Genomic DNA, 18,393 nt, shown 5'->3' on the forward strand with positions numbered 1-18,393 from the left:
CGGATCGGGCTACGCTCGGACATGTGACCGCACGGCTGCCGGTGTTCCCGCTCGCAACGGTGCTCTTCCCCGGTCTGGTGCTGCCGCTGCACATCTTCGAGGAGCGCTACCGCACCCTGATCCGCGACCTGGTCGGGCGGCCCGCGGGGGCACCCCGTGAGTTCGGTGTGGTCGCGATCCGCACCGGCTGGGAGGTCGCCCCGGCCGCCGGTCGGGCCGTCCCCGGCGGCGAGGTGACCCTGCACGAGGTGGGCTGCACCGCCGAGCTGCGGCAGGTCACCGAGCTGGACGACGGCGGCTTCGACATCGTCACCGTGGGCCGGCGGCGGTTCCGCATCGCCGACGTCGACCACGCCGCCGCGCCGTACCTGACCGCCGAGGTCCAGTGGCTGCCCGAGCCGACCGGCACCGACGAGGTCACCGAACTGCTCGCGGCCCGGGTGATCGCGGTCTTCCGGCAGTACCTGGCCCTGGTCCGCCCCGGCGAGCAGGAGGTCTCCGAGCAGCTCCCGGAGGACCCGACGGTGCTGTCACACCTGGTGGCGGCGACCGCCGCGCTGACCGTGGCCGACCGGCAGCGGCTGCTCGCCGTCGACGACACCGCCGCGCGGCTGCGCGCCGAGCTGCGGCTGCTCAACCGCGAGGCGGCTCTGCTGCGCCAGGTCCGGGCGGTTCCGGTGCCGCTGTCGGAGCTGGCGTCGCCCCCGACCCCCAACTGAACCCACCCGGTCCGCCGGTCGGTCCGGTGTCACCGGGACCAGCCAGCGGCCCCGTACCGACCGGGCCACCGGGGCCGGACCCCGGGGCCGGCCCGGGCCAGGCCGGGCCCACCGGCACGCCGCCGAGCCCGGGCAGCTCCGGTTCCGGACGCAGCGACGGCCAGCGCGACCAGCCGGCCAGCAGGGTGTACGTCACGGCGGCGCCGAACGCGGGCAGCAGCAGGCTGCCGTACGGGACGACGAACCATTCCAGTCCGCCGGCGCGCAGGTCGGCCGGTTTGGTGAAGGCCTGGCCGTCCGGTGCGGTCTCCAGCAGCCGCTGGTACGTCGCCAGCCCGATGCGGCGGCCGAGCTGCCACGCGACCAGCGCGGCGCCGAGCCCGCCCAGGGCGGTCGCGCCGAGCACGGCGGGCCCCCGGCGGCGACGCAACACCACCCAGAGCCCGATCGCGGCGAGCACCCCGAAGCCGAGCCCGAGCAGGCTGAACCAGCCGTCGGCGGCCACTGGCTGCTCCGGCTGCGGCTGCCCGTAGACGGCCCCGTCGGCGGTCTTCACCACCGGGGTGTCCGGGGCGACGGCGGCCCAGAGCAGGCCGAGCGGCACTCCCAGCGCGGTCAGCCCGAGCACGGTGACGGCGACCATCGCGAGCGTGCGCCGGACCGGTTCGCGCGGCTGCGCCGGAGCGGCGTACGCCGGCGGCCAGGTGAGCCCCGGGGGCGGCCAGGCCCCGGCGGGCGTACCGGAGGCGGGCGGCGCGTCGGGCTGGGCCCAGCCGACGGGCGTGACGGTCGGCGGGACGCCCCGATCCTGCGGGGCGGTCGGAGCCGGCGTTCCGGCGGCGGGGGCCGGCGGATGGGCGGCGCCGGTGGGGTCGGCGGGTGCCGCAGCGGCGCGGCCCGGCTCGTCGGGACGGTGCGGATCGGGGGTGTCCGGGCTCACCCGACGATCTTCTCAGGCGCAGCGGCGCGGTGGGGCGTCGGTGGCCCAACACCCCCCTCAGCGGGCGAACGGCTCCAGCATCACCGCGGCGGCGCGCAGCCACGCCTGCCGGGTCTCCGGCTGGAGCTGGTGATACTCGATCGAGGAGCCGGTCTCCAACGCCGGGTCGTACGGCACCACGGCGACCGCCCTGGTCCGGGTGGCGAAGTGGCGCTCCAGGTCGTCCTGCAGCGACGAGCGACCCGGCGTGGGGCAGGAGATCAGGGTCACCGCGTTGTCGGCCAGGTCGCCCATGCCCACCTCGTGCAGCAGGTCGAGCATCCAGTCGGCGCTGAACGCGGCGTCCTCGCGGGGCACGGTGGTCACCACGAGCTGGTCGGCGGCGTGCATCACCGTCCGCCAGTTGGCGCTCTCCACGTTGTTGCCGGTGTCCACGCAGACCACGTCGTGGGTGCGGCGCAGCAGTTCCAGCACCCGCTTGACGGTGAACTGGTCCAGCCGCTGGGCGAAGCGGGGGCTCTCCTCGCCGGCCAGCACGTCGTACGAGCCGTCGGAGGCGTGCCGCAGGTAGTCGTCCAGGGCCTCCAGCAGGTCGGCGCCGTCGCGGATCTCGATGTGCGCCAGGTCGCTGATCAGGTGCCGGATGGTCCGGGCGTGCCGGGCGCTGCCGGCGCGCAGCCCGAGGGTGCCGCGCAGCTCGTTGTCGTCCCAGGCCAGCACGCCACGACCCCGGACACTGCCGACGGTGGCCGCGGCGAGCACGGTGGCGGTGGTCTTGTGCACCCCGCCCTTGGGGTTGGCGAAGGCGAGCACCCGGGGCGTGCCCAGGTCCCGGCGGAGGATGCCGGCGGCCCGTTCCTGCTCGTCCTGCGGGGTCTGCGGGCGCCACTCGATCCGGGCCGGCTCGATCCGCGCCGGGTAGCTCCGGTCGGCCGTCACCGCGGGCGGGTAGGCCGGCTCCGGCGGGTACGCCGGCTCGACCGGATAGCTCGGCCCGGCCCGGTACCCGGGCTGCTGCGGGTAGGTCGGCTCGGCCGGCGCGTACCCGGGGCGGTAGCCCTCGTCGAGCAGCGGCGCGTACCGGGACTCGGGCGGGGGCGGCTCGTGTCGGTAGCCGTTGTCCAACAGCGCGTACCGGGACTCCGCCACCGGCTCCGGCGGGTGGCCCGGATCGACGCGGTGGCCCGGGTCGGGCGGGTAGGAGGGCTGGGCCCGGTAGGCCGGGTCGACCCGGTAGCTCGCCTCCGCGCGGTAACCCGGGTCCGCGCCGTACGTCGGCTGGGCGGGCGGCACGGCGGCCGAGGCCCGCCCCGACCACCCGTTGCCCGACCCGCGCCGGGGCAGCGGGTCCCGCGCCGGCAGCGGCTCCTCCGCCCGGCGGTCGGCCTCCGCCTGCTCGGCGGTGCGGCCGCCGAGGCGGGCACGGTCGAGCAACGCGCGCCATCGTGGTGCCGGTTCGGCCGACCGGCCCCAGCCGGTCTCGGTGCCGTCCAAGGCTCGCCCTCCCCGCGCCATCGATCTCCGCCTGACAGGCTACGAACGAAACCCTATTCGGACCACACCTGTCTGCGCACATCCCCCGTCGGCCATCCTCGCCCACCCCCGACCGGCCACCCCCGGCGACCACGTCCTACGAAGTCGGAGCGGGTGCCGGGGCTCCCGCCCCGACGGAAGCTGCGGGTGAGGACCCGATCACGCCCGGTGCCGCTTCCGACGAATCGCCCACCGGCGGGCCGGTCGGGACCAGCGCGGCGTCCACCGGTGGCCGCACCACGTCCCGCTGTTCGGGCAGCGGCGGGGTGAAGACCGTCCGGTCCAGGCGACGTACCTCAGGGGCCGGGTCGACCACGCGGACGCCGGGCCGGGCGGCCAGCGCGCGCAGCGCCACCGGATCGGCGCGGACCACCGCAGCGTAGACGCAACCGCACCCGCTCCGATAGGCCCGCGCCTCCCCGGCCGCGACCTGCGCCCCGCTGTCGTACACCCGGCGCAGCTCGACGTCGGTGGCACCGGCCGCCCGGGTCCGCTGGTCGGCGGCCTCCCGGTCCTTCCGGTCGGCCAGCGCCGACATGCCGGCGACGACGTCCTGCGGCAGCAGTTGGGCCGGCAGGTGCACCACCTCGGTCTGCCGGTCGGGCAGCGGCACCCGCGTCACCACCTCGACGACCGCCGTGTCCGCCAGCAGCACCGGCAGCCTGCCCGGCGCGAGGTAGCCGTCGAAGGAGACCAGGGCGTACGCGGACGGCCCGTCCGTGGGCAGCGCGGCGAGTTCCGCGCCGGCGGTCCGGACGTATTCCGGGATCGCGTCGCCCTGGCGGACCCCGACCCGGGTGACCTCGCCGACGGTGCGGTCGCCGACCGGCTCGTCCCGGCGTCCGGCCCAGCCCGCGGTGAGCAGCACCACCCCGGCGCAGAGGACCGCCGCCGTGCCCAGCCACCCGGGCCGGCCGCGCCGGACCGGGCCGGCGGGTGGCGGGGTCGGGTCGGCGGGCGGCCCGTCCCCGGGTCGGGTCGGCTCGGGCACGTCAGTCGCGCAGCACCGACAGCGCGTGCGCCAGGTCGTCCGGGTACTCGCTGACGAAGGTCACCTGGTCACCGGTACGCGGGTGCAGGAAGCTCAGCGAGCGGGCGTGCAGCCACTGCCGGCTCAGCCCGAGCCGGGCGGACAGGGTCGGGTCCGCCCCGTACGTGAGGTCGCCCACGCACGGGTGCCGCAGCGTCGAGAAGTGCACCCGGATCTGGTGCGTCCGCCCGGTCTCCAGCCGCACGTCGAGCAGGCTGGCCGCGGGGAACGCCTCCAGCGTGTCGTAGTGGGTGATGCTGGGCTTGCCGCCGGAGACCACCGCCCAGCGGTAGTCGTGGTGCGGGTGCCGGTCGATCGGGGCGTCGATGGTGCCGCGCAGCGGATCCGGGTGGCCCTGCACCACGGCGTGGTAGCGCTTCTCCACCTCGCGGTACTTGAACGCCCGCTTCAACGCCGTGTACGCCTGCTCGCTCTTGGCCACCGCCATGACGCCCGTGGTGCCCACGTCGAGCCGGTGCACGACGCCCTGCCGCTCGGCGGCGCCGCTGGTGGAGATCCGGTGCCCGATGCCGGCGAGGCCGCCGATCACGGTCGGCCCGGTCCAGCCGGGGCTCGGGTGGGCGGCCACCCCGACCGGCTTGTCGACCACCACGATGTCGTCGTCGGCGTAGACCACGGTCAGCCCGGGCACCGCCTGCGGCACCACCGTCGGCGGGGCGGCCGGGGCCGGCAGCGTGACCTCCAGCCAGGAGCCCGCCTTGACCTTGTGCGAATTGGCCCGCACGACGCCGTCGACCAGCGCGTCCCCGGCGTCGACCAGGGCCGCCGCCGCGGTGCGGGAGAGCCCGAAGAGCCGGGCGAGGGCCTGGTCCAGGCGCATGCCGTCGAGACCGTCCGGGACGGGGAGGGAACGGTGGTCGCCGCCTGCGGCGAAGACCGAGGTCACGCCCGCCCCCGCTGCTCGGCCTCGGCCGGCGTGGCCTCGGCGCGCTTGCCGTCGTCCCTGCCGATGCGGCTGCCGTCACGCTGCCGGCCGGTCAACTCCAGCAGCACGGCCAGCACCACCCCGGACACCAGGGCGCTGTCGGCCAGGTTGAACACCGGCCAGACCCGGCCGTACGGGTCGAAGAGGCTGACCATGTCCACCACGTGCCCGACGAAGTACCCGGGCGCGCGGAAGATCCGGTCGACGAGGTTGCCCAGCGCCCCGCCCAGCACCAGGCCGAGCGAGACCGCCCACGGCAGCGACCGCAGCCGCAGCGCCATCCAGGCGATCCAGCCCACCACGCCGATGGTGATCAGCGGGAACACCCAGGTGTGGTCGGAGCCGATACTCCAGGCCGCCCCGCTGTTGCGGGTCAGCGTGAGGTAGACGGCGCCGCCGAGCAGCCGCACCGGCGGCCGGTCGTCCAGGCTGAGCAGTGCGAGGTGCTTGGTGAGCAGGTCGGCCAGCAGGGCCACCATGGCGATGCTGACCAGGACCACGACCGCCCGGCGGCGGGGTGTGCCGCCGCCCGGCTCAGCGGTGCCGGATCCGGCGGTCGGTGCTGTGGTCATCGACTCCCCATCGACTTGTCCGACGGCGACGGATCGCCGTCCTACGCGGTCAGCGGGGAGCGGATCTCAGCGCCGCTCCGCCAGCTGCTTGCAGGTCACGCAGAGGGTCGCCGACGGGAAGGCGGCGAGCCGCTCCACCGGGATCGGGTTCCCGCACCGCTCGCACCACCCGTAGCCACCCTCGTCGAGCCGCTCCAACGCCCGCTCGACCTGCGTGATCCGTTCCCGGATGCTGTTGGCGAGAGAGATCTCCTGCTCGCGTTCGAGCGTCTTGCTGCCGGTGTCGGCCTGGTCGTCCCCGGCCGAGTCGGTCAGCCGGTCGCGCTGCAGCTCGGTGATCTCGCTCAGCGTCTGATCGTACTCGGCGCGCAGCTCGTCCCGGCGGGCCGCCAGCGCCGCCCGGATCTTCTCGGTCTCCGCCGCGCTGCGGGTGGCCTTCGGCGCAGGCTTACGACCGGCGGTCCTGGTGTCGGCTGGCTTCGCCATCGTCAGCTCCCTCAGCCGCTCAGCGCGGCGATCGGCGGTGCCCGGGCAGGGGCCACCGGCCTGGCGCCCCCATGTAACAAAACGGGCGCGTGGCAACGAGGACCACGCACTCCGGAGATTGGCAAGAATACGGAACGTACAGGCGTCCGACAACGTGCCGCACCATCGCACCGCTATTCAGCCCTGAGTAAGCCCCAATCGGGGCAAAAGGAACGCTAGCAGATCAGCCGTCACGATCCTCCCCGTACTCGCCAAACCACCTGGCCAGCCGACCGCGCCGGCTGACCGCCCGCAACCGCCGCTCGGCCTCGTCGCGTACCCCCGCGACGGCCACGATCAGCAGACTGTCGCCGATCTTCAACCGGGTGTCCGGGCCGGGGACGAAACCGGTTCCGTCGCGCAGCACCAGGGTCACCGAGGCGCCCACCGGCAGGCGCAGTTCGTCCACGTGCACACCGACCAACCGGGAACCCGCCGGCACCTCCAACTGGAGCAGGTCCGCCCGCATCCGTTCCAGCGGCGCGGTCTCCACCCGGATCTCCGCCGGCTCGGCCGGCGCCGTCACCCGCAACCGGCGGGCCGCCGGGGCAAGGGTGCCGGCCTGCAACAACGTGAAGATCACCACCAGCACGAAGACCACGTCGAAGAGCTGGTCCGCCCCCGGCACCCGCTCCGACAACGGAATGGTGGCCAGCACGATCGGCACCGCCCCGCGCAACCCCGCCCAGGACAGGAACGCCTGCTCGCGCAGGTTCATCCGGAACGGCAGCGCGGCGGCCAGCACCGACAGCGGCCGGGCGAGCAGCAGCAGGGCCAGCCCGACGAGCACGGCCGGCAGCACCGCCCCGGACAGCCGGCCCGGCGTGGCCAGCAGGCCGAGCAGCACGAAGAGCCCGATCTGGGCCAGCCAGGCCAACCCGTCGGCGAAGCCGAGGATCGCCTGCCGGTGCGGCAGCCGGGCGTTGCCGAGCAGCACGCCGGCCACGTACACGGCGAGGAAGCCGGAGGCGTGCAGCACCGCACCGGCGGCGTACGCCAGCACGGTGAAACCGACCACGGCGATCGGGTAGAGCCCGGACGAGGGCAACGCCGCCCGGCGCAGCGCCCACCGCCCGGTGATCCCGGCGGCCACGCCGACCGCCGCTCCCATCCCCAACTCGTAGCCGACCAGGAGCACCTCGTACCACCAGGGGTGGCCCTCGGTGGTGCCGGCCGACAGCAGCACCACCAGGATCACCACCGGCGCGTCGTTCATGCCGGACTCGGCCTCCAAGGCGGCCACCAGCCGGGGCGGCAGCCGCAGCCGGCGCAGCGTGGCGAAGACCGCCGCGGCGTCGGTGGAGGAGAGCACCGCGCCGTAGAGCAGGGCCAACCGCCAGTCCAGCCCGAGCAGCAGGTGTACCACCAGGCCGACCACCAGGATGCTGACCAGCACCCCGACCGTGGAGAGCGCCGCGGCCAGCCCGAGCACCGGACGCAGGGTGCTCCACCGCGCGGTGAGCCCGCCCTCCGCGATGATCACGATCAACGCGCAGAAGCCCAGCACCCGGGTCAGCTCGGCGTCGTCGAAGCGGATGCCGAGACCGGACTCCCCGATCGCCACGCCGAGCGCCAGGTAGACCAGGAGACTCGGCACGCCGAGCCGGGTGGAGAACCGGACCGCGGCGATGGCCACCAGCAGGACGGCGGCCCCGAGCAGCAGCGCGAGCTCGAGCCCGGGCGTCACGGGCGACCGACCCTCGGCGCCGTCACGCGTCCGATCCGTCGCGCAGCCGACGGAACGCGTCGGCCACCTCGCCGGTGGCCCGCTCGACGTGGAAGAGCTTGTCCCGACTGGCCGCGCCCGCGCGCAGCGACACCGCCGACGGCCGTACGCCCAGCGCGGCGGCGAGCGCCCGGCGGGCCGCCTCGGTGGCCCGCCCGTCGACCGCCGGGGCGTTCACGGCGATCACCAGGGCGGGGCCGTGCGGGCCGTCGAACCGGCCGCCGACCCGGGCACGGGACGCCCCGGGCTTGACCCGTACGGCGACGGTGAGCGTCTCCTCGACCGGCATCCGGCTCAGCTCGGCGGGGCGTCGGCGAGCAGGGCGGTGTCCGGGGCGCAGTCCGCGCACGGGCTGAAGCCCAGCGACACCGCCTCGGAGACCGGCAGCGGCTCATGGTCCCGCCCGAACAGGTGCGGGCAGGAGGAGAGGTGGTAGCGGGGGCGGCCGTCGACCACCCGCACCTCGGTGTCGAGCCGGGCTACCCGGGCGGCGTCGACGGTCGACACGTACTGGACCTCCGGCTCGTCGTCGGGCCCCACGTCACCCGTCGGCTCGGCCCGCCACGACCCGGTGTCCTGCCCGTCGCGCCAGGACGGCCCCGGCGCGGGACTGACCGACTCCCAGGGCCCGCCGAGATCACCGTCCCCGGAGCGCGCCGACGCCACGTCGGACTCCCCCACCCGGGCGTCGTCGTCGGCCGGTGCGCGACGGGTGGCCACGGTCTCCGGCTCCCACGGCGCCTCGGCGTACGGCTCCCACGGGCCGACGCCGTCGGCTGCGGTCACCGGCGGCTCGGGCGGTTGCCGCCACCCGTCGCCACCGGTGCCGAACGTCGTGGGAACGTGCTGGACGGGGATCTCCGGCTCCGCCACGGCCTGGGCGGCCGGTGCAGCGGAACTGCGGGACGTACCCGGGAAGCCCCGGCCGGCGCGCGGTCCGGCCCGGTCCCCCGTCGCCCGGGCGGCGGCCACCTGGCGGGCGCCGGCCACCAACGCGACGGCGGCCAACAGGCTGGCCGCGATGGAACTGATCAACAGGGTGCTGGAGCCGTCGGCGAGACCGAACACCAGCAGCACGACAGCGACGAGGATGAGCACCAGGCTCGCGACCATCACGGGCTCACCCCCGCCGCCTCGGGTCAGTTGTGGCGCGGTCGGCGGTCGTCGGGTGACGGCCGCCGACCGTCAATCAGCGACCGGCTTCGAGAGCGCCGGAGCGACCGCCGCCGTACGAGCCGGCGAGGCCCGCGGCGGCCAGCCCGTTGCCACCGACGGCACGACCGCCCTCGGTTCGGGTCATCTCGGCCTCCAGGCCCTGGCCGCGACCGTCGAGGTCGCGCAGCTGGCTCTCCAGGTACGCCTTCAGGCGGGTGCGGTACTCCCGCTCGAACTGCTTGAGCTCCTCGATGTGCTTCTGCAACGCCGTGCGCTTGGCGTCCAGGCCGCCCATGGCCTCCTGGTGCCGCTGGCGGGCGTCGCGCTCCAGGGCGTCGGCCTTGGCACGGGCCTCGCGGGTGACCTCCTCGGCCTTCGACCGGGCCTCGGAGAGGAGCTGGTCGGCCTCGCGACGGGCGTCGGAGACGTGGTCGTCGGCGGTCCGCTGGGCCATCATCAGCACCCGCAGCGCCTGCTGCTCGCCGTCGCCGGTGTTGGCCGGGCCACCGCTGGCACGGACCTGCTCGAGCTCGGCCTGCATCGCCCGCGCAGCCTGCTCGGCCGCGGCCTTGTCGCGCTGCACCCGGTCGAGCTGGGCCTTGACGTCGTTGAGCTCGGCCGCGAGACGGGCGTCGCCGCCGGGGCCGGCCGGAGCGCCGCCACGACCGCCGCGCTCCACCTGGGCGCGCAGCTCGTTGTTCTCCTCGATCAGACGGGCAAGCTCACGCTCGACCTCGTCCAGGAAGGCGTCGACCTCCTCCTCGTCGTACCCCCGCTTGCCGATCGGCGGCTTCTTGAAGGCGACGTTGTGGACGTCGGCCGGGGTCAGCGGCATCGAAACTCCTCGGGTCAGTTGCGGCCGCGTAGCGGCAGGTCATCGGCGCCTCAGCCGATGATCAACCGCTTCAACACGAACTCCATCAGCACGAACAGGATAACCAGGAGCACAAGGGAGGCCAGGTCGATGCTCACGGTACCAATTCGCAGTGGAGGGATCACACGCCTCAACGCCTTGAGAGGCGGATCAGTGACGCTCCACACGGATTCCAGTCCCGCGGACGCTCCGCGCCCCGGTTGCCACCGGCGACCGTACTGCAGGACGGCGCTGAGGACGAATCGGGCCAACAGCACGATTAGGAAGATGTACAGGATCAGGTACAACACTTGCAGCACGATCGACAACACGGCAGGCGACGTCCCTCGGTCGGGCGGACTAGCTCAGGCTGAAAAAGCCGCCCTCAGCGATCTTGGCCTTGTCCTCCGCGGTGACCTGGACGTTGGCCGGTGAGAGCAGGAACACCCGGTTGGTCACGCGCTCGATCGTACCCCGCAGCCCGAAGGCGAGCCCGGCGGCGAAGTCCACCAGGCGGCGGGCGTCGGCCTCGTCCATCTCGGTGAGGTTGATGATCACCGGAACGCCGTCACGGAAGTGCTCGCCGATGGTGCGCGCCTCCCGGTACGTGGTCGGGTGCAGCGTGGTGATCTGGTACCGCTGCTCCTCCTCGGCCGCCACCGCACGCTCACGCGGCTGGACCTGGGGAGCCAGGGCGAGGTTGTCCCGGGTGTGGTACGTCAGCGCGCCCGAGGTCTCCCCCGAGCCGGAGCGGGTGATCGAGCGGACGCTGGACCGTTCGGCGCGCTCCGGACGCTCGTCGTCGGCCCGCTCGGCCTCCGCCGCCCGGCTCGCCGAGCGCTCGGTCAGCCGGCCCCGCTCACCCAGCCGCGGCCGCGGCGCCAACTGCTCCTCCGCGTCGTCGTCATCGTCGTCGGCGAACTCCTCGGAGTACCGGCTCGACCGGTACCGCGACTCACGGTAGCCCGGCTTGTCGTAGCCACCGTCGTCGTAGACCCGCTCGTCGTCCTCCTCGACGAGACCGAGCCAGACCCCCGCCTTGCGCAGTGCACCCATCCCGCGCCCTTCCGTCCGCCGTGCGGCACGCACCCCCGTGCCGTGTCGCCTTGATCGCGAATGGACATTCCATGCCCACCGGATCGGTCCGGCAATCCCCCGACGGACGTTTCGCGGCCGCCCGCCGTGGCCCCCCGAGCACAGGGACGCCGTTCCTGAACAACACTGATGTAACTTGCTTCTATCGCGGTCAGGCTACCGCAGCGTGGGACGCATTCCGAGCAACGCGCTGCCGACGCGGACATGTGTCGCGCCGTACGCGATCGCCTGTTCCAGGTCGCCGCTCATCCCCGCCGAGAGCACGGTCGCCTCCGGGTGACGCTCCCGGAAACGCTGCGCCACCTCGGCGAGCCGGGCGAACGCCCGCTCCGGCTCCCAACCCAGCGGCGCCACCGCCATCAGCCCGGACAGCCGCAGCCCCGCCGCCCCGGCGAGCGCCTCGGCCACCCGTTCCAGGCCCCGGTCGGGGTCGGCGGAGTCGGGCAGCGCGCCACCGCGCGCCGGGTCGCCGTCGATGCTCACCTGCACCAGGGTCTCCAGCACCCGGTCCCGGCCGGTGGCCGCCGCGGCGTCGAGCGCCCGGGCCAGCCGGACGCTGTCCACCGAGTGCACGACGTCGGCGTAGCGGACCACCGAGCGGGCCTTGTTGCGTTGCAGCTGGCCGATGAAGTGCCAGCGGGCGGTCACCCCGGCCGCCGCCACCTCGGCCGCCTTCGGCGCGGCCTCCTGGTCACGGTTCTCCCCCACGTCGGTCACCCCGAGCCCGGCCAGCGCGACCACGTCGCCGGCCGGGTACGTCTTGGTGACCGCGATCATGGTGACCTCGGCGCGGTCCCGGCCGGCGGCGGCACAGGCGTCGGCGATCCGGGTACGGACCCGGGCCAGCCCGGCGGCGAGCTCGGCACGCCGGTCGGGCCGTACCGTGGCGGGTTGGTCGGTCATCGGCGGCGCTCAGGAACCGTTCTTGAGGAAGTCGGGCACGTCCACGTCGTCGAAGAGCACCCGGCGCGGCGACTGTTGCGGCGCCGGGTGGGTCGACGGCGGCGTCACCGGCGGGGTCTGCGGCGCCGGCTGGTTCTGGTTGGTCTTGCGCGGCGCCTCGGCCGCCTTGTACGCCGGCGTGCCGCCGTCGAACCCGGCCGCGATGACGGTGACCCGCACCTCGTCGCCGAGCGCGTCGTCGATCACCGCGCCGAAGATGATGTTCGCGTCCGGGTGCGCCGCGTCGGTGACCAGCTGGGCGGCGTCGTTGATCTCGAACAGGCCTAGGTCGGAGCCGCCGGCGATGGAGAGCAGCACGCCCCGCGCGCCGTCCATGCTCTGCTCCAGCAGCGGGCTGGAGATGGCCGCCTCGGCGGCCTCCACCGCGCGGTTCTCGCCGCGGGCGCTGCCGATGCCCATCAGCGCGCTGCCGGCCCCGCTCATCACGCTCTTGACGTCGGCGAAGTCCAGGTTGATCAGACCCGGCGTGGTGATCAGGTCGGTGATGCCCTGGACACCGGAGAGCAGCACCTGGTCGGCGGTGCGGAAGGCGTCCATCATGCTGATGTTGCGGTCGCCGAGCGCCAGCAGCCGGTCGTTCGGGATGACGATCAGCGTGTCGCACTGGTTGCGCAGCTCGTCTATGCCGGCCTCGGCCTGCACCTGGCGGCGCTTGCCCTCGAAGGAGAACGGCCGGGTCACCACGCCGATGGTGAGCGCGCCGAGCTTGCGGGCGATGTTGGCCACGACCGGCGCGCCGCCGGTGCCGGTGCCGCCGCCCTCGCCGCAGGTCACGAAGACCATGTCGGCTCCCTTGAGGACCTCCTCGATCTCGTCGCGGTGGTCCTCGGCGGCGTTCTTGCCGACGTCCGGGTTGGCGCCCGCGCCGAGCCCCCGGGTCAGTTCCCGGCCGACGTCGAGCTTGACGTCGGCGTCGCTCATCAGCAGCGCCTGCGCGTCCGTGTTGATCGCGATGAACTCGACGCCCTTGAGCCCAACCTCGATCATCCGGTTGACGGCGTTGACGCCGCCACCGCCGATGCCGACGACCTTGATGACCGCCAGGTAGTTGTGCGGAGGTGTCATCTCCGGTCCTTTCCCTTCGAGATTGGCTCGGCCGACCGGGTACGGCGAGGCCAGACCAGCGGTCGACGACTGCTGTCACCAGTGGAGTGCAGGGGTAAACCCTCACCCTCTACTAGAGGCTTACAGTTATGTCAACCACTGATCCTCTTCGGGGCAACGTAAGCGCCTCCACGCCGAGAGCCAAGGACCTTTCCGGCGTGTCGCCGCCCGGAGCGTGACGGCTCACGTTCCCGGTGGACCTCACTTGAAGGTCACCACGTCCGGCGCGCTGACGTCGATCGTGTCGGCCTTGCGACCGAGCAGCGCGGTGGCGACCCGCGCCTTGTCCACGCCCCGGGTGGCGTCACCCCAGACCACCGTACGGTCGCCGCGCAGGGTGAGGCTGATCCGGGCCAGGCCCTCCACGGTCAACTCGGTGAGCTGCGCGCGCAACTGCGGGGTGAGCACGGCCAGCACGTCCAGCGCGGCCCGGGTGCCCGGGTCGTCCGGCCCCGGGGTGGCGAGCCGGACCACCGGCAGCCCGTCCGGCGCGCTGGGCACCGTGCGGAACACCACCCCGCTCGCGTCGACGACGACGAGCCGGTCGCCCTGCGGCACCGCCGCCACGCCGGTGCGTTCCACCACCGTCACCACCAACGTGTCCGGCCAGTCCCGGGTCACCGCGGCCCGCTCGACCGGGGCCAGCGCGCCGATCCGGCGGGCGGTCGCGGCCAGGTCCACCCGGGCCAGTGGAACGCCGTCCGGCACCGCCGCCGCGTCCCGCACCTGCACCGGGGTGACCAGGTCCGCCCCGACCACCCGCACCTCGCGTACCCCGAACAGGCCGGTGCCGAGCAGCGCCCAGGCGACCAGGCCGGCAAGGGCGGCCACACCGCCGGCCACCGCCCACGGCAGGGCGGCCCGCATCCGGCGCTGCCGGGCCCGGGCCATGAACCGCCGGGCGGACGGCGGGACCGCGTCGCTGCCGGCGCGGACGAGCTGCCAACGGCGCACCGGCCCGCGCCGGGGGCCGCCGCCGTCCGCACCGGCGGTCCGGCCCCGCGCCGGGCCCGGGCTCATCCGGCGGCGGAGGCCGCGCCGTCCGGGCCGACGGCCGCGCCGAGGGCCGTCGTGCCGGCGGCGGCGCCCCCGGTCCGGGCCAGCAGGGCGTCGAGGAGCTGGTCACCCATCAGCGAGATCGGCGGCGCGCCCATGGTCACCACCACGTCGCCGGGGCGGGCCCGCCTCGCCACCTCGACCGGGGCGTCGTCCCAGGAGTCGACGAAGACCTTGTGCGCGGCGTCCAGCGGCACGGCCTCGATCAGCGCGGCCGAGCCCTCGCCCGGCTGGCGCAGCTCGCCCGGGCCGAAGACCTCCAGCAGCACCAGTTCGTCGGCGATGCCCAGCGCCGCGGCGATCTCGGCCTGCAGGTCCCGGGTGCGGTAGAGCCGGTACGGCTGGAAGACCACGATCAGCCGGCCGTCACCGGCCACCTCGCGCAGCGTCTGCAACGCCAGCGTCATGGAGGTCGGGTGGTACGCGTACTCGTCGTAGACCAGCACCCCGTCGGCGATCCCCTTGCGCTCGAAGCGCCGCCGCACCCCGGGGAACGCGCCCAGCGCCACCTCGGCCGCCTCGACCGGCAGCCCGAGCAGGTACGCGGCGAGCACCGCGGAGGCGCTGTTGAGGCCCATGTGCCGGCCGGGGACCGGCAACCGGATCTCGCCCAGCGAACGGCCCTCGATCTCGGCGAGGTACCGCACGCCGCGGGCGGAGGAGGCCATCCCGCTCAGCCGCAGGTCGGCGTCGGCCGCCTCGCCGTACGTCCACACCCGGCGGCCCTCGGCGCGCAGCGTCTCGGTCAGTCGCCGCCCGCCCGCGTCGTCGGCGCAGGTGATGATGAACCCCTCCGGGTCGGTGAGCCGGGCGAACTCGGCGAAGGCCGCCTCCAGGTTGGCCAGGTCCCCGTAGGTGTTGAGGTGGTCCGCCTCGATGTTCGTGATGATCGACACGTACGGGCGGTAGATCAGGAACGAGCGGTCGCTCTCGTCGGCCTCGACCACGAAGTGCTCGCCGGTGCCGTGGTGCGCGCCGGAGCCGACCTCGGAGATCTCCCCGCCGATGACGAAGGAGGGGTCGGTGCCGGCCTGCTGGAGCACCATGGTCACCATCGAGGTGGTGGTGGTCTTGCCGTGGGTCCCGGCGACCGCCACCGTACGGCGACCGGTCATCGCCGCGGCGAGCGCCTCGGAGCGGTGCAGCACCCGCAGCCCACGCCGACGGGCCTCGACCATCTCCAGGTGGTCCTGCGGGATGGCGGAGGAGTAGACCACCGTGTCCACGCCGTCGAGGTTCGACGTCTCGTGGCTCATGTGGATCGCCCCGCCGAGCGCGCGCAGGCCGGCCAGCGAGGGCCACTCGCGCAGCTCGCTGCCGGAGACCGGCAGGCCACGGGTGAGGAAGAGCCGGGCCAGGCCGCTCATGCCGACCCCACCCACCCCGATCAGGTGGATCCGGCCCAGGTCCTCGGCGGTGAGCGTGCCGGCCGGGGTGAACTGCGCGGTGTTCATGAGGTGTACCTTCCGGTCGCGGTGGCCGGTGTCATCGGGCCACCGCCTCGTAGACGAAGTTGAGCAGGGCGACGTCGCCGTCGCGCCGCCCGTAGGCGGCTGCGGCCGCGCCCATCGCGTGCAGCCGGCGCGGGTCCCGGATCAGCGGGATCACCGTGCGCTCCAGCCAGGCCGGGGTCAGCTCGGCGTCGTCGACGAGCAGCCCGCCGCCGGCCTCGACCACGGGCAGCGCGTTGCGCTTCTGCTCCTGGTTGCTGTGCGGGTACGGCACGTAGATGGTGGGCAGCCCGATCGCGGCCACCTCGGCGCAGGTCATCGCCCCACCCCGGGCCAGCATCAGGTCGGCTGCGGCGTAGCCCAGCTCCATCTCGGACAGGTAGGGCAGGGCCACGTACGGCACCGGCAGGTCGGTGGGGACCGGCACCGGCTCGTTGCGGGCGCCCATCACGTGCAGCACCTGCACGCCGTTGCGGGCGAGTTCCTTGGCCGCGCCGGAGACCGCCAGGTTGATCGAGCGGGCGCCCTGCGAGCCGCCGGCGACGAAGAGCACCGGCAGGTCGGGACGGAGTCCGAAGTGGGCCCGGGCGGCGTCGCGCAGAGCGGCCCGGTCGAGGGCGGCGATGCCCCGGCGCAGCGGCACGCCGACCACCCGGGCGTCGCGCAGCGCCTCGGACTGTGCCGGCTGGTGCGGGAAGCCCACCGCGACGTTCCTGGTGAACTTCATGCCGAGCCGGTTGGCCACGCCCGGGGGCACGTTCACCTCGTGGATGACGATCGGCATCTCCCGCCGCCAGGCGGCGAGGTAGCCGGGGACGGAGACGTACCCGCCGAAGCCGACCACGACGTCGGCCTGCACCTCGTCGATCACCTTGCCCGCGGCGCGGGCCGCCTTCCACATCCGGTCCGGGGTGCGGACCAGGCTCATGTTGACCGACCGGGGCAGCTGGTAGGCCGGGATCTGCCGCAGGTCGTACCCGGCCGGCGGGATCAGCTCGTTCTCCAGGCCCTTGGGCGTGCCGAGGCAGGTGATCCGGACGCCCGGGTCGTGTCGGCGCAGGCAGTCGGCGAAGGCGAGCAGCGGGTAGATGTGCCCACCCGTGCCCCCTCCGCAGAGCACCACCGAACGCAGCGGACCCATCAGCGTCTCCTCTCGCTCGCCGAGCCGCCCCGGGCCCGGGTCTGCCGGGCGCCGCGCGGCACGGCCTGGTCGTCCTCGCGCCGCCCACGCGACCGGGGCACGGACCCTCGGGCAGCCGGTGGCGCCGCCGGCCGGCGGCGCCGGCCGGGAAGCGGCGGCAACGGGGCCCACACTAGTCGGACCCATCGGGCGGGCGGACGGGCGTGCAGGGCTCGCGCCGCGTCGGGCTCGGCGCGGGCGAACGAGGCGAGCATGCCGACCGCGGCGAGCGTGACGACCAGGGCGCTGCCGCCGTCGGAGATGAACGGCAGTGGCACGCCGGTCAGCGGCAGCAGGCCGATCACGCCACCGATGTTGATCACGGCCTGGCCGGCCAGCCAGGCGGTGATCGCGGCGGCGGCGAGCCGGCGGAACGGGTCCTCGACCCGCCGCGCGATGCGCAGTCCGGTGTAGGCGAGCACGGCGAAGAGCACCAGGATGACGGTGCAGCCGACCACCCCGAGTTCCTCGGCGATCACCGCGAAGATGAAGTCGTTGTGCGCCGCCGGCAGCCAGCCGAACTTCGCGCTGCTCTTGCCCAGCCCGACGCCGAACCAGCCGCCGTGCTCGATGGCGTTACGGGCCTGGACGAGCTGCCAGCAGCCGGTCTCCAGGCAGGTCGCCGGGTCGGGCGAGCTGATGAACGAGGTCAACCGGGCCAGCCGGTAGTTCTCCTCGCCGACGGCGCCGGAACCTGCGCCGAGCGAGGCCACCGCCACCAGCACGCCGATGCCGAGCAGGCCCACGGCGGAGAGGACGGCGAAGACCCGCAGCCGCACCCCGGCCGCCCAGAGCAGCCCGACCACGATCGCCAGCAGGCAGAGCATGGTGCCCAGGTCGTTGTAGCCGACCAGCACGAAGAGCAGCCCGACCACCGGGAAGAGCGGGGTGGCCAACTCCTTCCACCAGCCGAGCGCGGCGCCCTTGCGGGCGATCACGTGCGCGCCCCACAGCACCAACGCGAGCTTGGCCAGCTCGGAGGGCTGCACCTGGATCGGGCCGAGGTAGAGCCAGAGCAGGTTGGCCCGCAGCGGCCCGAGCGCCTTGATCTTGAACAGCGAGTCCAGGGCCAGCAGCACGTTGAGCACCAGCAGCAGCACCACCGCCGCAGCCAGCACCGGCCGGCCGAGCGACCGGAAGGTGCTGGCCGGCAGCCGCTGACAGGCCCAGAACGCGACGATGCCGATCACCGCGAAGATGGCCTGCTTGGTCACCGAGGCGGCGGCGTCGCCGTCCTCGGCGTAGTCCTTCACGCTGGTCGCCGAGAAGACCATGGTGAGGCCGATCAGCAGCAGCAGGCCGGCGCTGGAGAGCAGCAGGTAGTAGGAGGCCAACGGGCGGGCCAGCAGGCCGCGCAGTGCCGCCAGGCTCCCGGCGGCGTCCAGGCCGCCGAGCGCCGCCGGCGGGTCCGTCGTACGCCCCGCGCCCGCGCCCCGCCGGGGCGGGACCTCCGTCGTCGTGCCGTTCGTTCTGTCCTCCCCCACGTGCCCATCATCGCGGTTGCGGTGGGCCCGTTCCGGTCGTTCGGCCCGGTCGGCGTGTCGA

At 74.3% G+C, this 18,393-nt stretch carries 19 protein-coding genes; 1 reads left to right on the forward strand and 18 read right to left on the reverse strand.

All coding sequences use genetic code 11. The features are described from left to right. Positions 1-23: 23 nt before the first annotated feature. Positions 24-719 carry an LON peptidase substrate-binding domain-containing protein gene (locus GA0070560_RS03340; protein WP_091291206.1) on the forward strand — a complete coding sequence of 232 codons (696 nt, stop codon included), beginning with the start codon at positions 24-26 and terminating at the stop codon, positions 717-719. On the opposite strand, the gene GA0070560_RS03345 is transcribed toward GA0070560_RS03340, so the two are convergent. The 18 genes from GA0070560_RS03345 to GA0070560_RS03430 form a co-directional block, all read right to left on the reverse strand. Then, positions 634-1,659: a hypothetical protein gene (locus GA0070560_RS03345; protein ID WP_091291208.1), complete on the reverse strand. Its 1,026-nt coding sequence runs from the start codon at positions 1,657-1,659 to the stop codon at positions 634-636. The genes GA0070560_RS03340 and GA0070560_RS03345 overlap by 86 nt on opposite strands. 57 nt (positions 1,660-1,716) lie before the next feature. After that, the gene (locus GA0070560_RS03350) at positions 1,717-3,174 is read right to left on the reverse strand and encodes an AAA family ATPase (protein ID WP_091291210.1); all 1,458 of its coding nucleotides are present in this window, start codon (positions 3,172-3,174) and stop codon (positions 1,717-1,719) included. Between the two features lie 115 nt (positions 3,175-3,289). After that, a complete protein-coding gene (locus tag GA0070560_RS03355; protein WP_245675334.1) occupies positions 3,290-4,183 on the reverse strand; it encodes a hypothetical protein in 894 nt (297 codons plus the stop codon). A gap of 1 nt (position 4,184) precedes the next feature. Beyond that, positions 4,185-5,129: an RluA family pseudouridine synthase gene (locus GA0070560_RS03360; protein ID WP_091291212.1), complete on the reverse strand. Its 945-nt coding sequence runs from the start codon at positions 5,127-5,129 to the stop codon at positions 4,185-4,187. After that, positions 5,126-5,740, reverse strand: coding sequence for a signal peptidase II (gene lspA, locus GA0070560_RS03365; protein ID WP_091291214.1), 615 nt, complete (start codon positions 5,738-5,740; stop codon positions 5,126-5,128). The genes GA0070560_RS03360 and lspA overlap by 4 nt, the downstream gene beginning before the upstream one ends. Before the next feature lie 66 nt (positions 5,741-5,806). Further along, complete coding sequence (locus GA0070560_RS03370; RefSeq protein ID WP_091291216.1) at positions 5,807-6,226, reverse strand: TraR/DksA family transcriptional regulator; 420 nt, start codon at positions 6,224-6,226, stop codon at positions 5,807-5,809. A gap of 223 nt (positions 6,227-6,449) precedes the next feature. Next, entirely contained in the window at positions 6,450-7,952 is a 1,503-nt protein-coding gene (locus tag GA0070560_RS03375) for a potassium/proton antiporter (RefSeq protein ID WP_091291218.1), read from the reverse strand. 22 nt (positions 7,953-7,974) lie between these two features. Further along, a complete protein-coding gene (locus GA0070560_RS03380; RefSeq protein WP_091291220.1) occupies positions 7,975-8,280 on the reverse strand; it encodes a DUF167 domain-containing protein in 306 nt (101 codons plus the stop codon). A gap of 5 nt (positions 8,281-8,285) precedes the next feature. Then, the gene (locus GA0070560_RS30010) at positions 8,286-9,104 is read right to left on the reverse strand and encodes a hypothetical protein (protein WP_245675360.1); all 819 of its coding nucleotides are present in this window, start codon (positions 9,102-9,104) and stop codon (positions 8,286-8,288) included. A gap of 76 nt (positions 9,105-9,180) precedes the next feature. After that, on the reverse strand, positions 9,181-9,981 hold the full coding sequence (locus tag GA0070560_RS03390) for a DivIVA domain-containing protein (RefSeq protein WP_091291225.1): 801 nt from the start codon (positions 9,979-9,981) through the stop codon (positions 9,181-9,183). 50 nt (positions 9,982-10,031) lie between these two features. Beyond that, on the reverse strand, positions 10,032-10,331 hold the full coding sequence (locus GA0070560_RS03395) for a YggT family protein (protein ID WP_088975238.1): 300 nt from the start codon (positions 10,329-10,331) through the stop codon (positions 10,032-10,034). A 28-nt stretch (positions 10,332-10,359) separates the two neighbouring features. Beyond that, on the reverse strand, positions 10,360-11,055 hold the full coding sequence (locus tag GA0070560_RS03400; RefSeq protein ID WP_091291227.1) for a cell division protein SepF: 696 nt from the start codon (positions 11,053-11,055) through the stop codon (positions 10,360-10,362). A 195-nt stretch (positions 11,056-11,250) separates the two neighbouring features. Further along, on the reverse strand, positions 11,251-11,997 hold the full coding sequence (locus GA0070560_RS03405; protein WP_091291230.1) for a YggS family pyridoxal phosphate-dependent enzyme: 747 nt from the start codon (positions 11,995-11,997) through the stop codon (positions 11,251-11,253). Positions 11,998-12,006: 9 nt separating this feature from the next. Further along, entirely contained in the window at positions 12,007-13,122 is a 1,116-nt protein-coding gene (ftsZ, locus tag GA0070560_RS03410; RefSeq protein WP_091291233.1) for a cell division protein FtsZ, read from the reverse strand. Between the two features lie 240 nt (positions 13,123-13,362). Further along, positions 13,363-14,181: a cell division protein FtsQ/DivIB gene (locus tag GA0070560_RS03415; protein ID WP_091291236.1), complete on the reverse strand. Its 819-nt coding sequence runs from the start codon at positions 14,179-14,181 to the stop codon at positions 13,363-13,365. After that, positions 14,178-15,671, reverse strand: coding sequence for a UDP-N-acetylmuramate--L-alanine ligase (gene murC, locus GA0070560_RS03420; RefSeq protein ID WP_091291238.1), 1,494 nt, complete (start codon positions 15,669-15,671; stop codon positions 14,178-14,180). The genes GA0070560_RS03415 and murC overlap by 4 nt, the downstream gene beginning before the upstream one ends. A gap of 31 nt (positions 15,672-15,702) precedes the next feature. Then, positions 15,703-16,809: an undecaprenyldiphospho-muramoylpentapeptide beta-N-acetylglucosaminyltransferase gene (gene murG, locus GA0070560_RS03425; protein ID WP_091291241.1), complete on the reverse strand. Its 1,107-nt coding sequence runs from the start codon at positions 16,807-16,809 to the stop codon at positions 15,703-15,705. Further along, positions 16,809-18,215 (reverse strand): FtsW/RodA/SpoVE family cell cycle protein, encoded by a 1,407-nt coding sequence (locus GA0070560_RS03430; protein WP_091291900.1) that lies wholly within the window; start codon positions 18,213-18,215, stop codon positions 16,809-16,811. Before GA0070560_RS03430 ends, murG begins: the two co-directional genes overlap by 1 nt. Positions 18,216-18,393 lie beyond the last annotated feature (178 nt).

Source organism: Micromonospora halophytica (genome assembly GCF_900090245.1).
GTDB lineage: Bacteria > Actinomycetota > Actinomycetes > Mycobacteriales > Micromonosporaceae > Micromonospora > Micromonospora halophytica.

Coding starts and splice junctions, on each gene's coding strand:
- lspA (WP_091291214.1), bottom strand. CDS start 5,740: ATGACCACAGCACCGACCGCCGGATCCGGCACCGCTGAGCCGGGCGGC.
- murG (WP_091291241.1), bottom strand. CDS start 16,809: ATGGGTCCGCTGCGTTCGGTGGTGCTCTGCGGAGGGGGCACGGGTGGG.
- ftsZ (WP_091291233.1), bottom strand. CDS start 13,122: ATGACACCTCCGCACAACTACCTGGCGGTCATCAAGGTCGTCGGCATC.
- GA0070560_RS03370 (WP_091291216.1), bottom strand. CDS start 6,226: ATGGCGAAGCCAGCCGACACCAGGACCGCCGGTCGTAAGCCTGCGCCG.
- GA0070560_RS03400 (WP_091291227.1), bottom strand. CDS start 11,055: ATGGGTGCACTGCGCAAGGCGGGGGTCTGGCTCGGTCTCGTCGAGGAG.
- GA0070560_RS03380 (WP_091291220.1), bottom strand. CDS start 8,280: ATGCCGGTCGAGGAGACGCTCACCGTCGCCGTACGGGTCAAGCCCGGG.
- GA0070560_RS03390 (WP_091291225.1), bottom strand. CDS start 9,981: ATGCCGCTGACCCCGGCCGACGTCCACAACGTCGCCTTCAAGAAGCCG.
- murC (WP_091291238.1), bottom strand. CDS start 15,671: ATGAACACCGCGCAGTTCACCCCGGCCGGCACGCTCACCGCCGAGGAC.
- GA0070560_RS03405 (WP_091291230.1), bottom strand. CDS start 11,997: ATGACCGACCAACCCGCCACGGTACGGCCCGACCGGCGTGCCGAGCTC.
- GA0070560_RS03415 (WP_091291236.1), bottom strand. CDS start 14,181: ATGAGCCCGGGCCCGGCGCGGGGCCGGACCGCCGGTGCGGACGGCGGC.
- GA0070560_RS30010 (WP_245675360.1), bottom strand. CDS start 9,104: ATGGTCGCGAGCCTGGTGCTCATCCTCGTCGCTGTCGTGCTGCTGGTG.
- GA0070560_RS03350 (WP_091291210.1), bottom strand. CDS start 3,174: ATGGCGCGGGGAGGGCGAGCCTTGGACGGCACCGAGACCGGCTGGGGC.